This window comes from Dyadobacter sp. HNCC25DJ187, assembly GCF_056895255.1.
On sequence record NZ_JBXHAT010000002.1, the window covers coordinates 1046990 to 1061558 of the forward strand.

Annotated in this window: 9 protein-coding genes; 5 read left to right on the forward strand and 4 right to left on the reverse strand. The window is 44.9% G+C overall.

Translation table 11 applies throughout. The features are described 5' to 3' along the window. Positions 1 to 18 precede the first annotated feature (18 nt). The 3 genes from AC1XUE_RS15355 to AC1XUE_RS15365 all read left to right on the forward strand — a co-directional run bounded on the left by AC1XUE_RS15355 (position 19) and on the right by AC1XUE_RS15365 (position 5723). Positions 19 to 1896, forward strand: a complete 1878-nt coding sequence (locus tag AC1XUE_RS15355) for a glycosyltransferase family 2 protein (RefSeq protein ID WP_483356863.1) — start codon at positions 19 to 21, stop codon at positions 1894 to 1896. A gap of 85 nt (positions 1897 to 1981) precedes the next feature. Further along, positions 1982 to 4402 (forward strand): peptidase domain-containing ABC transporter, encoded by a 2421-nt coding sequence (locus tag AC1XUE_RS15360; protein WP_483356864.1) that lies wholly within the window; start codon positions 1982 to 1984, stop codon positions 4400 to 4402. Positions 4403 to 4418: 16 nt separating this feature from the next. Beyond that, positions 4419 to 5723: an HlyD family secretion protein gene (locus AC1XUE_RS15365; RefSeq protein WP_483356865.1), complete on the forward strand. Its 1305-nt coding sequence runs from the start codon at positions 4419 to 4421 to the stop codon at positions 5721 to 5723. Positions 5724 to 6032: 309 nt separating this feature from the next. On the opposite strand, the gene AC1XUE_RS15370 is transcribed toward AC1XUE_RS15365, so the two are convergent. The 3 genes from AC1XUE_RS15370 to AC1XUE_RS15380 are packed head-to-tail and all read right to left on the reverse strand — an operon-like array spanning position 6033 to position 11505. Beyond that, the gene (locus AC1XUE_RS15370; protein WP_483356866.1) at positions 6033 to 9263 is read right to left on the reverse strand and encodes an error-prone DNA polymerase; all 3231 of its coding nucleotides are present in this window, start codon (positions 9261 to 9263) and stop codon (positions 6033 to 6035) included. Between the two features lie 6 nt (positions 9264 to 9269). Then, complete coding sequence (locus AC1XUE_RS15375) at positions 9270 to 10769, reverse strand: Y-family DNA polymerase (protein ID WP_483356867.1); 1500 nt, start codon at positions 10767 to 10769, stop codon at positions 9270 to 9272. Between the two features lies 1 nt (position 10770). Then, a complete protein-coding gene (locus AC1XUE_RS15380; RefSeq protein ID WP_483356868.1) occupies positions 10771 to 11505 on the reverse strand; it encodes an ImuA family protein in 735 nt (244 codons plus the stop codon). A gap of 72 nt (positions 11506 to 11577) precedes the next feature. Here AC1XUE_RS15380 and AC1XUE_RS15385 point away from each other — a divergent pair, with 72 nt between their 5' ends. Both AC1XUE_RS15385 and AC1XUE_RS15390 read left to right on the forward strand, forming a co-directional pair. Next, positions 11578 to 12396 carry an XRE family transcriptional regulator gene (locus tag AC1XUE_RS15385; RefSeq protein ID WP_483356869.1) on the forward strand — a complete coding sequence of 273 codons (819 nt, stop codon included), beginning with the start codon at positions 11578 to 11580 and terminating at the stop codon, positions 12394 to 12396. A gap of 811 nt (positions 12397 to 13207) precedes the next feature. Then, on the forward strand, positions 13208 to 14233 hold the full coding sequence (locus AC1XUE_RS15390; RefSeq protein WP_483356870.1) for an FRG domain-containing protein: 1026 nt from the start codon (positions 13208 to 13210) through the stop codon (positions 14231 to 14233). 5 nt (positions 14234 to 14238) lie between these two features. Here the strand turns inward: AC1XUE_RS15390 and AC1XUE_RS15395 are convergent, their stop codons facing one another. After that, positions 14239 to 14568, reverse strand: coding sequence for a hypothetical protein (locus AC1XUE_RS15395; RefSeq protein WP_483356871.1), 330 nt, complete (start codon positions 14566 to 14568; stop codon positions 14239 to 14241). Position 14569 lies beyond the last annotated feature (1 nt).

Genomic DNA, 14569 nt, shown 5'->3' on the forward strand with positions numbered 1-14569 from the left:
TTTAACCTTCTCATTTTCATGCCGGAAGATAAGTCTTATTGCCAAAAAATATCAGTTATAATACCTGTGTTCAATCAGGCACTATTTATTAGTAGAGCCATAAGGAGTGTTATATTACAAGACTTTACAGCATGGGAGATAATTATTGTGGATGATGGATCTACAGACGACTTAGACGTTGCCCTAAAGCCATATATCACAGGATCTTACCCAATAAGGTTGATACGAAATGGGACAAACTTCGGATTAGGTTATTCGTTAAACAGAGGAATCGAATTAGCTCGTTACGCCTACATATCATATCTTCCTGCTGACGATATATTTTTTAAAGATCACTTAGCCATATTATTCCAGACGCTTTCATTGAACAGCTCGGCAGTTCTAGCATTCTCAGGAATGAAATTCAACTATTATGATTCTGTACATACCAGTGTTGCTGAAACGACAATGCATAAAGCCACAGGATTACCTCTCCAACTAGTGCAGGTTTTGCATAAGAGAAATAATATTAAGTGGATGGAGCGTAGTGAGCTGGTTACAGATGACCTAGGAATTATGTATTGGAATCGCTTAGAGAGCATTGGCAACTTTGTCCCAACAAATCATATTTCTGCCGAGTGGGTATCGCATCCTCACCAACGTCACAAAATAATCAATGAACTTGGATCATCGGGTGGGATCAATCGCTACAAGCAACATTATAATGTCTCCACTCCATTACGATTCAAGTCTTCAAATGGTAATCTGATAGACGAGATCAATGATTTCTCATCACTCGGATACGAGGGACGAACGAGCGGCCCAGCAGGATTAAAAATACTTCTGGTGGGCGAGCTGTCTTATAACGCAGAGCGTATTGCTGCCTTAGAAGATCAAGGACACAAGTTGTATGGGCTATGGATACGTAATCCGTATCACTTCAACACAATTGGCCCGCTACCCTACGGGAATGTGCAGAATCTTTCTTACGAAAATTGGCAGAAAGAAATAAATATCATTAAACCTGATGTCATATATGCCTTATTGAATGCTAGCGCAGTACCCCTAGCTTTTGAAGTTCTCAGGGCATGTAGGGATATCCCGTTTGTCTGGCATTTCAAGGAAAGCCCATTCGTCTGTAGGCAGCAGGGAATGTGGGATAAACTTGTTTACTTGTACCAAGAATCAGACGGCCAGATTTACATCAACAACGAGGCCAAAAGGTGGTTTGAGGAGTTTCTTACATCTCCCAGCCAGAACGTCTTCGTATTAGATGGAGATTTGCCTTCAAAGTTTTACTTCGGCGACAATCAATCCGAGTTGCTTTCCGAGACTTATGGAGATATCCACACGGTTGTTCCGGGTCGCCCATTTGGTATTGAACCTAGTGACTTGAAAGAAATGGTTGACCAGAACATCCATCTCCACCTCTATGGAGATATCAGCAATAAGACTTATGAAAACTGGATCAATAGAGCTTTGGAGCATGCACCGGATAATCTTCACCTTTATCACCATTGCCCTCCATCGATGTGGACTGAAGAGTTTTCTCAGTATGACGCAGGCTGGTTGCATATTTTTGAAAGTTCAAATTATGGAGAAAATATGAGAGTAACCTGGATGGATCTGAATTACCCTGCTCGTATGACAACATTAGCTGCAGCAGGAATTCCCATGATTCAACGAGAAAACGGTGGGCATATAGTAGCAACCCAAAGAACCACTAGCGAACTAAAAACGGGAATTTTCTTCTCTTCTTACGAAGATCTTGGAAAACAGCTTGCCAATAAGGAGCTTTTGCTTGAGATTAGAAAAAACTGTTGGAGTAACAGATCCTATTTCACCTTTGATCGGCACGTTATTGATCTGATTGGATTTTTTAAGCAAGTAATCAGATCCAAAGGTAGCAAATCCTAAATGCTTGTATTGACCAAACCGCCAGATAGTCTCAAACCTAATTAACGATATTTCTCGATTTGCCTTAAACTACAAATATTAATTCATGAAATTCCCTCACTATAGGCAATTGGATCAAATGGACTGCGGCCCAACTTGTATTCGCATGATAGCGAAGTACTTTGGTAGACATTACAGTGCGCAAAGTTTAAGGGACAGATCGCAGTTGAGTCGAGACGGAGTATCAATGCTCGGTATTGCTGAAGCAGCTGAGGCTATTGGATTCAAAGCGATTGGCATTAAAGTTAATTTATCTAAATTGAGTACGGAAGCACCTTTACCTTGCATATTGCATTGGGGACAGAATCATTTCGTTGTACTGGTTTCCGTCACGGAAAAGCAAATTGCATTGGGAGCATCGGTTTTGAACCGTATCTGGGGTGGTAAGGGACTCAAAGATGACTTCGAACACCTGACTTTACGTGCTAATTCCACTGACTTGTCAGAACGAGAACTGATTGACATCCCACCTTGTAGCAGATCAGCAAAATCAAAGAGAGATGTAGAAAAAACAGTCTTTCATGTAGCTGACCCGGCCATAGGATTGATTAGTTATACTTCTGACGAATTTAAAAAACATTGGCTTTCCGGTCATCTCGATGGGGAGAGTGAAGGTGTAGCGCTCCTATTGGAGCCAACTCCCCGATTCTACGAGGAAGAAGGTGAGAGGTTAGATGAGGTCAAATTTGATCAGTTACTTGGATATCTCTGGCAATACAAAAAATTGGTAGTTCAGCTTGGCTTGGGAACAATCATTGGAAGTGCATTATCATTAGTTCTTCCCTTTCTTACACAATCTGTTGTAGACGTTGGAATTGGAACTCAAAACTTGCCATTCATCTATTTGATATTAATTGCCCAAATGGTACTACTATTCAGCACCACGGCGGTAGACTTTCTGCGCAGCTGGATATTACTACATGTCAGCACCAGAGTTAATATTGGAATCCTATCTGATTTTTTTTCGAAGCTATTGCGGTTGCCTATATCATTTTTTGATGTTAAACAATTTGGCGACATCATGCAAAGAATAGGCGACCATCATCGTATTGAGTCGTTTCTTACTGGGCAAACACTCAGTTTGTTATTTTCTATTTTTAATCTGTTGGTATTTGGCTTTGTTCTGGCGTATTATCATTTGTCCATCTTCATAGTAACCGTGTGTACATCTGTTATTTATGCTCTCTGGGTGATTCTGTTTCTCAAACAACGTCGTAAACTGGATGCCAAGCGGTTTGACGTATCTTCTCGAAATCAAAGTCAGATAATTCAACTCATACAAGGCATACAAGACATCAAGCTATCCGGGGCTGAAACCTCAAAACGCTGGGAATGGGAACGGACACAGGCCCGACTTTTTAAATGGAATATTAAAAACTTATCATTGATTCAAATCCAGCAAGCAGGAGCTTTGTTAATTAACCAAAGTAAGAACATATTTATTACTTTTCTTTCTGCTAAGGCAGTTATAGACGGAAACTTAACACTTGGAGGAATGATGTCCGTTCAGTATATTCTGGGACAATTTAACTCACCGATAGAACAATTAATTGGTTTTTTACAAGGCTGGCAGGATGCACAGATTAGTTTAGAACGTTTAAATGAAATCCGAGGTCTGCCAGACGAAGAGCCAATTGAGCAACTGAAGCGAAAAAGCTGGAATCATAAGCTGGACATATGTTTGTCCGGAATCGCTTTTACTTACCCAGGTGCTGGCAATGAGCCAGTATTAAAAAATATTCATCTGGTAATTCCACGCGGAAAAACAACTGCGATTGTAGGAACCAGTGGGAGTGGTAAGACTACACTACTAAAATTACTTCTTCGAATCTATGAACCACAGCAAGGATCGATTACCCTAAAATCAGGTACAGCATTGACTGCTGACAGTTCTGATGGCTTGGTAAAACCTCAAAAATCCTCCGGGCTAGGCATAAACTACATTTCTCATAGAGCATGGCGCAAACAATGCGGAGTAGTCATGCAAGACGGATTTATTTTTTCAGATACGATAGCGCGAAATATCGCAGTTGCTGACGAAGTGATCAATCAACAGCAATTGTACAATGCTGCAAGAATAGCTAATATTCACGAGTTCATTGAATCACTTCCGCTCGGTTATTACACGAAAATTGGTACTGAAGGAAATGGAGTTAGCCAAGGGCAAAAGCAAAGAATTCTAATTGCTCGTTCTGTTTACAGAAACCCTCAGTTATTACTTTTTGATGAAGCAACAAATGCGCTGGATGCTAATAATGAAGCAGTCATTGTCCGCAATCTTACAGATTTCTTTCGGGGAAGAACTGTGGTAGTTGTCGCTCACCGCCTAAGTACGGTTAAACATGCTGATCAGATTGTGGTAATGGAAAAAGGTGAGATTGTTGAGGTCGGAACACATTCTGAGCTTATACTTGCTAAAGGCAAGTATCTGGAGTTGGTGAGTAACCAGTTGGAGTTGGCAGTCTAATCCAAAAGTTTGTTGTATGTCTCCAAATCGCAATTCCGCTCAAAGTGTTATTCCATTTTTTGAACCTAAATCAGAAGAAGTTCAGGAAATTATGAGCCGACCGCCACACTGGTTGGTTACCTGGGGTATGACCCTTTTTTTTATTGTATTACTTATGCTAGCATATGGTGCATGGTGGCTCCGTTATCCAGATGTCATCACAACCTCTTTCTCACTCACTGTTACAGATCCCCCACGCCCTGTCATAGTACGCAGTGAAGGAAAACTTCATAAGCTTCTAGTGAAAGATGGAGATAAAGTGGCCTCGGGGCAGGCCTTGTGTTATTCAGAAAGTACTGCGGATCACAATCAAATGATTGAACTAGCTAAAGCCTTGAAAGAAATTAGTTACGCTGTCGAACATAATCAATGGGCTGATGTCCATCAATTTACCACCGACCATTTTAGAAAATTGGGTGAGGTTCAGCGCGATTTCCAGGTTTTCAACCAACAGCTTAATGAGTTAAGATCCTTTTCGCAAGGCGGGTATTATTTTAAAAAGAAGAATCTATTAATTGAAGATCAATTAGATTTGGTATCAATGGAAAAGATAATACGGGAGCAACTCGATTTACAAAACAAGGATTTACAACTCGCCAGCGAAGAATTCCTAACTCAAGAGAAGTTACACAAAGGCAAAGTAATATCTCTTTCAGATTTTAATAAGGAGAAATCAAAACTGCTTTCCCGTACCATGCCAGTTAAGGGCCTGTCTTCATCACTTCTTCAAAATCGCTCATCTCAAACAGCCAAGCAAAAAGAGCTCCTAGAATTGGAGAATATGATTCAGGAGAGAAAAAGTAATTTTCTCCAGACCTTACAGACACTTTCAAATAGTGTTGATGCATGGAAGCATCGATATATTTTAACCGCACCTATAAATGGAGGTATCTCGTTTACGGCTCCATTACAAGAACAACAGCATCTTGCGATAGGGTTAGAAATAATGAGCGTTGAATCTGAAAGCAGTATTTTTCAAGGTGTCGTAAAAATTCATCAGGCCAGCATAGGAAAGCTCCAAGAAGGTCAATCGGTACTAGTCAAGCTCGATGGATTTCCATTCCGAGAGTATGGCATGCTCAAAGGGAAGCTATCTAAACTGTCAGTCACGCCAGCAAAGGACAGCACTTATTGGGGCTATGTTGACCTTCCAGGAAAATTAGCAACAACTTATGGCAGAGAGTTACCATACCGAAATGGACTAAAAGGTTATGCTGAAATTATCACTACAGAAAGAAGCCTTTTAGAAAGGCTTACATCATCGTTCAGTATAGGCAAATGATTGATCTGTCACCCTTTCAGCCAGTATCTTCCGTTCGCAAGAATTGTAAAAATTAAGGCTATGAAAGCAATTACTCAGTTGCGAGAGCAGTATGTCTACCGCATCGGTCTAACTACCCACCGTCAGGCAAAAGCACACTGCAAATCAATTTTCATTTTCTCTAAGTTTCTATTCTGACCCCATTTTCTATACTTAATAGTTGATGGTTCAAAGACTGGTTGAAGATATAAATCCTAATCACGTAGGGCCAGGAAAGACGTTAATTCTTAAAGATTCACGCGATACAAGTTAAAAAATCCAGAACTTCCCCTACCTAAAATTCCTCCCTGAAGGAAAAATCTCTGTCTGTACACCCGGCTTTCTGACCTGTGTCCTTTTGTTAACCGCCTGCGAAGCGTATTCATCCTTTTCGTCTGCCCGTGAGAGCGTCTGAACAGCCGGATCAGTCTGGTTCTGGTGCATTTCTTTCAGAAGAGAAGACATATCGTAGCAGTGCCGCACGATCACGTGCGTGACCTGGCCTTCTCTTTGCAGCTTGCCTTCGACCATCAGCAGTCTTGCCCTGAGAATCTCTTTTCTGTATTTCTCAAAAAGGCTTTCAAAAAGCACCAGATTACAAAACCCTGTCTCATCCTCGATCGTGATAAAACAGACCCCTCCTGCCGTGCCCGGCCTTTGCCGGACGAGCACAAGCCCAGCTACGCGCAAGATCATGCCATCTTTGTAAAGCTCCAAAGCACTAGTCGGAACCGCTCTTTGGCTTGCAAGCCCCTCTCTTACAAAGCTGACAGGGTGCGCCTTCAAGGAAAGTGAAGTGGAAGCATAATCCTGCACGACATGCTCAGAGGCGCTCATGTTGGGAAGGGCAACATCTGGCTCAAAATCACTTTGTGACCGATGCCCTTTGAAAAGCCCATCCGGCCGGTCAGTGAGTGCTGTCGTTTCCCACAGCGCCCGTCTTCTGTCAAGGCCCATTGAGCGGAACGCGTCGGCATCAGCCAGTTTTTCAATAGCCTGCTGGGACACACCTGCATCCCGGATCTGATGAATGCTTCCATAGCCGCTGCTTCTGCAGGCAAGCAGAATCAGTATGTCAGTTTGTGCCAGGCCTTTCACCTGCCGGAAACCAAGACGGATACTTTTGTACTTGCCCCCTTCATCTATCAGTGTGTTGTCCCAGTCAGACAGGTTTACATCAATAGGTAATACCTTCACACCATGCTTTCGGGCATCAATCACAATCTGAGCTGGCTGGTAAAAGCCCATCGGCATACTGTTCAAAAGCGCGGCTGCAAAAACATCCGGGTAGAAGCATTTCATGTAACATGACACATATACCAGCAGCGCAAAACTGGCAGCGTGGCTTTCCGGGAAACCATAACTTCCGAAACCTTCCAGCTGCTTGAAGATCCGCTGTGCGAATTCAAGACTGTATCCGTTGGCCAGCATACCCTCGATCAGTTTCTTTTCATACTGCGCCACCAGCCCCTTGGCTTTAAAGGTAGCCATGCTCCGCCGGAGCCCGTCGGCTTCAGCAGGCGTGAAGCCTGCCGCCACGATCGCTATTTTCATCGCCTGCTCCTGAAAAAGCGGAACACCCAGTGTCCGTTTGAGGATCTCTTCGAGCTCTTTGGAAGGGTACTCAATCTTTTCTTCACCGTTACGCCTTCTCAGGTAAGGATGCACCATATCGCCCTGTATCGGTCCGGGCCTGACGATAGCTACCTCAATGACCAGATCATAAAAGGTTTGGGGCTTCAGCCTTGGCAGCATCGACATCTGCGCGCGGCTTTCGATCTGAAAAACGCCCAGGGTGTCCGCATCACTGATCATATCATAGACCTCTTTGAGATCCTGCTTTATATTGGCCAGTGTGTAGTGCTTATTATAATGCTTTTTAGCCAGATCAAATGCTTTTCTGATGCAGGTAAGCATACCCAGGGCCAGCACATCGATTTTCAGAAAACCCAGCGCGTCAATATCGTCCTTGTTCCACTCAATGTTGGTGCGGTCGGCCATACGCGCATTGATCACCGGACAAAGGTCTGTGATCTTGCCTTCTGTGATTACAAAACCGCCGGTATGCTGGCCAAGCTGCCGTGGAAAGCCCATAAACTGTGAGGTAAGCTCCAGGACCTTTCTCAGGTGTGAATCATCCGGGTTAAAGCCGTGCTCGCTGATTCTTTTGCCATCAAACCACTCATCGGTAAACTCCCAGATCGAGTTAGCCAGCCTGCCGATTGCATCCTGCGACATGCCCATCGCTTTGGCTACATCACGGATCGCGCCTCGCTGGTGCAGCTGGGTGACCGTGGCCACAATCGCCGAACGGTCACGGCCATACTTATTGTAAATATACTGTATAACTTCCTCGCGCCGCTCGTGCTCAAAATCCACGTCAATGTCAGGCGGCTCGTTTCTGGCAGAAGAGATAAAACGCTCAAAGAGAAGATCAAATTTGGTGGGGTTCACAGACGTAATCCCTAGACAAAAACAGACCGCGGAATTAGCCGCCGATCCCCTGCCCTGACACAGAATACCCTGCTGCCGGGCAAAGCGCACAATGTCGTAAACTGTTAAAAAGTAGGAAGCATAATTCTTCTCTTCTATGAATTTAAGCTCATACTCCAGGGTCTGCTTTACTTTTTCCGGGATTTCCCCTCCAAAGCAGTCGGGTGCCATCTTCCAGGTCAGATGCGTCAGCTCCTGCATGGGTGTTCTGCCTTCAGTGGTAATCTCTTTGGGATATTCGTATTTGAGACTATCCAGCGAAAACCGGCAGGCGCTTGCCAGCACCTGTGTATTGCTGACTGCATCCTCATACGCCCTGAAAAGCCTGAGCATTTCAGCCTGTGGCTTCAGATGCCGCTCCGCATTCTGGTGCAGTCTGTATCCCGCATCATAGATGGTGCACTTCTCTCTGATGCAGGTGACAATATCCTGAAGCTGTCTTCGGTCCGGGTGATGGTAGTGCACATCATTGGTGGCAATCAGCGGCACACCCAAATTATCAGAAAGTTCTCTGAGCCGGAAAAGGATTTTGGCATCATCTCCACGGTAGGCCCTTCTTACTGCCAGGTAAAGCGAGTCTGCCAATCTTTGTTTGTATTCTTTCAGGTGGGCAGCAAATGAGCTGTCGAGCTCAAAGAATTCATTCAGCGACTCGGGAGGCAGCACGATAAACTGCATCCCCTCTTTGCGTGCATACACATCCGCTTTGTAAAGCAGGCACTTGCCTTTTTCAGTGCGCGAGTTGCCTAGCGAGAGCAGGGCCGATAACTTGCTGTAGGCAGCTATGTCTTCCGGATACGCCAGAAGGCTGGGTCCATCTGCCAGGTTCAGACGGCAGCCGACAATGATGCGGATTCCTCGCGCTTTCGCTGCTGTGTGTGCCCTGACGATCCCAGCCAGCGTATTGTGGTCAGTAATGGCGATCTCTGTATAGCCCAGATCAGCTGTCTGCGCGATCATCTCTTCAGGATGCGAAGCGCCCCTCAGAAACGTAAAATTGGTCGTGACCTGTAGTTCTGTGTATTTCATCGCTGTTCAGGAAAAAAAACCATGTAGAAACCATTCGGGAAAATCCTTTCCGTAATGCCCTAGACGGAAAATCCAGTAGCGCGCGCCCTGATGGTCTTCGATGATGTAATAGTCTCGGTGAAGGCCAGCTTGTATCCACCACTCCTGCTCTATTCGCTCAGGACCATCTGCCCTGATTACATTATGGATAACGCCCAGGTAACGAAACAGCATCGGCGGGTAGTCCGGCACGGGTGCTGTTACATGTATTTTCTCAGGCGTCGTTAGAAGACTGATCGGTCTTGGCCGCTCTGTCGGCCATTTGAAAACAGGCATCTGCTGCAAAGATCCCGCCACTTTTACCGATCGCTCTGGCCAGTAGTGCTCATCGGGCAGATAACGGCTGACACTGCCCTGCCCTGTCTTGGCTGTGATCGTATCGAGCAGCTCTGCGATCTCAGCGCTGTCTCCACTGGCGGACTGAGCAAACATCATTTGGGTATGCTGCTCTGTATCTTCCAGCATCAGCGCCTCTAATTCAAAAAGCTCAAAACCCAGATCGGGCCGAAGTTTGGGGATCTGCAAAACAAAGAGTTTTAGAAGATGCTGGGTGCTGCAGCTGGCAGCGTGTGTACCGATCTGGATCTGCTGGCTGCTGCCATCCATTCTGTGGGCAGTCAGAACCGCTTTTCTCAGTCCTTTTGATTCTTTCGAGAGTCTTTGACATATGGCTTCCAGAAGCTTTTGCACCGCTATTTCAATACCCGCGCCGCTACGGATTGCTTCCAAACAAGGCAGGATCTCTTTGTAAGGCTCATCTGCCTCGATGGCCGTAATCGGCTCCGGGGCCAGCCCCAGCACCTGGTCTAACCTCAGCAGCAGCTGCGGGCCGAACCGTCTTCTTAACACGCTGCACGGCATATCGATCAAACTTGCCAACTGGTAAAAACCGAGCTTTTCCAGCTTTTCCACTACGGTTGGATCCACTCTGAGTGCTGCCGGCGGCATCACAGAAATTGCCAGCGTCTGCCCCGCTGGCTCAATGATGGCTTTCAGCCTGCCGTAGCGGCTATTGGCCCAGGCCGCAGCCGGTGTTTCAGCAATCGCGCAGCGCACATGATAGCCTTTTTCTTTCAGTCGCTGATTGATATCTTGCAAGTAAAGCTTCTCTGATCCCCATAAATGCGCGCAGCCTGTGATGTCCAGTAGCAGGCCATCAGCTCCGTCTACAGCCACGATAGGTGTAAATCTGAGCGCCCACTGACCTATACCGTTTAACAGCTTTTCGGCCAGTCCGGGTTTATCTTCCAGTACGGTCAGCTCAGGAAATACCGCTCTTGCATCAGCCAGTACCATGCCCGGAAGAATACCTTTCTTTTCTGCATGAACGCTGCTGGCGGTAATGAGCATACGCCCCTTTCTGGGCGCGGCAATCACAAAGGCTGTCTCTTTCAGCTCAGGCATGCGCACGGCGCGCTGATCGCAAAGAAGGTTTCTAAACCAGATGGCTGCATATCGGCTTTTCATATCAGCCTGCTTTTAAAAGTGCTTCTTTCCCTGGCTGAGCCGCAGCGTCTTGGGTGAAATGACCAGGCATCCATTGTATATCCCAGCTTCCCGGCTCCCCGTTACGTACTTTCAAAAGCTCTACATGCCAGCGGAAAAACCCAACACCCGGCATGCCATCAGAGAGCGTGCTGGCCACAGGTGTGATCCTCCAGCGGGCAGCGGCGGCGGTGCTGCTGACTACCGAAGGATTGATACGGTGCATCAGTCCTGTCACCCGGCTTTGCTCTACTGCCAGCTGAAGACGCCTGGATTCTGTCAGGCCTATGTCCTTCAGCTCTGTGATCACTGCTGATAGCGCCTGGCATTTCAGACACTGCTCTGTAATCCATAAAAGATCTTTCTGGTTTTTTACATCGATAAAGATGACCCTGTCAGGGTCCACGCCAAAGTATTTAAGCCCTGGGGCAAACACGGTCCTTGCCGTGCTGATCCACACGCTCATGCCGCCCGGCCTTGTGATCTTGCCTAGCACTGCGGCCATAAACCCGCTGGCAGCCGCTGCCTGTTCACTGCTGTGACTGACCAGCTCATGCACGCAGCCTACCGGAAAGACCCCATTTGGAAAGGACTTTTCAATCTGCCCAAGGCCCATCTCCACTTTTCTGTGACGGGTACTGCTGTGGTAGCCCTGGCGCTCTAATATGTCGCGGCGGAGCTTTGTTACAAGCTCACTTTTGTTTGCCAGCTGTTTCATATTCTTCCATTTTTAAATTACATTTGATACAAATTGTATCAATTAAATGATTGTAATTATAACAAACATATTATGGATAGTCAAAATATATTTTTCCATAGCAACATTAAATTCCTGCGGGAGCGTCTGAAAATGAGCCAGGAAACACTTGCAGAAAAAGTAAATCTGACGCGCACCAAGCTCAATGCACTGGAAAACGGGCATACCAAAGCACCCCAGCCACTGGATTATATCAACTACTCCAATTTTTTCAAGATCAGTGTGGACAGCTTGCTCAGAGTCGATCTCTCTAAACTCTCTGAGCTGAAACTTCGGGAACTGCAGGCCGGAAATGATGTGTATCTGACAGGTGGACAGATAAGGGTGTTGGCTATTACCGTCAACACAGAGAACAAGGAGAATATTGAGTATATACCTGTAAAGGCCAAAGCTGGCTACCTGGCAGGCTATTCGGATCCTGAGTATCTGGCCACGCTTCCCAAGTTCTCACTTCCCAACCTTCCCAAAGGACAGACTTTCCGCATGTTTCCTATCACAGGTGATTCGATGCTGCCGCTGCCGGACGGCGCAGATGTGATCTGCCGGTTTGTGCAGGATTGGACGGGACTAAAACCCGGCACCTTATGCATCGTGATCCTAAGGGGCGAACAGGACTTCGTTTTCAAAAAAGTGACCGTGGATGCCAGCGCAGGAATGCTGATTCTTGAATCTTTAAACCCTGCCTATCAGCCCTATCAGGTGGGTCTTGACCAGGTGCTGGAAATCTGGAAGTACCATAGCTATCAGTCCAGCATCGTTCCGGAGGCAGTGGCTGAGGTTCAGCATATATCAGCTACACTTAATGAAGTGCTCAAAAGACTGACGCTGATTGAGGGTAAGGTTCAAGGATGATTTTAATTTGATTCTGAAATTACACGGTTGAAGAAATCTATGACTTCTTATTTACAGATCACATGCAATTCTTTAAAACGTAGAAAATCCTAACCAACAGCAATAGGCATAGTAACTTGGGGAGTGCCGATAAATAGCCCAACCATCTGGTGCTTAAGACTTCATCTACAGATTATGCGTTTTTAAAATAGGACATTAATGAATTAGAGCTTTTTTCAGTGTTGTCTTAAAATCAAACACTTATGATCTCTAACTCACAGGTAATTCAGATACAACCAGAAAAAGAATAAAGTGACCATTTATAGATAAAGCCATCGCTCAGTACAGAATCTTCAAAAAGATTTCAATATTTAAAGCACTGGTGCACTCAGATTGTGCCGGGACAATGTTCTGAAAACTTCCCTCTAAACTGGCATACTATTGCGTTAGAAGAATGTAATCTGAAGGACAGGGGTTACACGCTATATTCCTGGAAGCACATGGGTGCAGTTAATGCTTATCTGTAAGGAGTTGGAATTAAGTAACTGCAAGCTATGCTCCACCATAGCACGGTTCAAATGACGGATATTTACTTGAATTCGCTTGGCCTGCGGACAGGTCCAAAAATCGAGAGTTATAACTGGTAAGCATATTTCTCAGAAGTAGGAATCAACGAGTTGTAGCTTATGCTCCGACATAGTACGGGTCAGATGACCGACATATATCTAAAATCTTTGGGATTACGGACTGATCCAAAAATAGAGAGTTATAACTGGTAGATTCGTGCTACTTACTTATATTGGACTTCAATTAATAATTACCTACCCTCATTGTGATTGAATCTCAAAAATTTGATACCGCATTGGATCTCCTTGATTTCATTAATCCATCAAAAGGAAACTGGGCTAATCTAAGATGTCTCTTTCGAGCACAGTATGAAACTGACGATAATGAAGGCTATCCACTAGTTCCCACATTATTTAGAAAACCTGTGAATAAGACAATAGGTAAGATAATGTCTCATGTAGTTACTTTAATTGGTACTTCTTCAAGAGATGGAATGGTCCATTACGGCAGTCTTCAATCGCAAAATAAAGACAATATTGAATCACTCTCACTTGCTGGAGCTGAACAAATAATTTTACAAGATTTTGTATCGCGAGCCAACAAGCTAGGATTACAGGTTCCAGAGGCTGAGAAAATTTTAAACTGGGAGTATAATGATATGGAATTGCTCACAAATCTCGATCACCAAGAAGCCCGATTTTTTAGTTCAGGTCAAAGCTCTGCATACCTAAGTTTGCATGAAAGATTCTCCGATACGCATTTTAGCAGACCTCCTTTGTTCATGGGTTTGGCACAGCATCACGGTTGTCCTACACGTCTACTGGATTTTTCTCATAACCCTTATAAGGCACTATTTCACGCTATTAACCGAACGGTGCTTACGGATGATACAGGATTCATATCATTGTACTATATTCCGGAAAATTTATTTAGCAAGCGTCATATTTTGAATAAAACAAGCTTGATGAGGGCTGAAGAAACAACCTCAGTGTACCGATTAATAAAAATGCCATCCAGTCACAATCACTACTTATTTCAACAAGAGGGTTTATTTGCATATCCGATTACTCCATTTCACCACTATTTACTTAAAAACGAGTATCCAAGCATAAACTCATTCGCAGAAATGATGGCTGGACCACATCCAGAGAGTAATGGACTGAAAAAAATTTGCATTCCAGCATCTGAGCACTCTGAGTTAAAAAAACTATTGAAAGCATTTAACATTTCCTTATCGACTATGAAGCCCAACTTGGATAACGTGGTAGCAGAAATGACAGAAAGTGCTTAGCAAAGTCAAAGTATGCATAACTGGTGTAGCTGGTGCAACAGGTCATTAAAGATCAATCCACCTTTCCGCCAAAGTGGCTGCGTCAAAATCCGTTTTTCATCTGGATTAAGCGAAAGTATCAACAACTCAGCTGCCTGGTGAAACTCTGTTCTTCCGCACCGGTGTTCGTGATAGATTTTTACCGACTCACCAGCCTTTTCAAAGTACCGAAGATTCCGGGTGACAACGTCATCCGGTGTCATCCTGGGATGGATATCTAACTTGTCTCGCACAAGTTGCAATCGGCTGTGCAAAGCATGCACCTGTATTGGATAGTTTTTCTTTATCGTTGACATA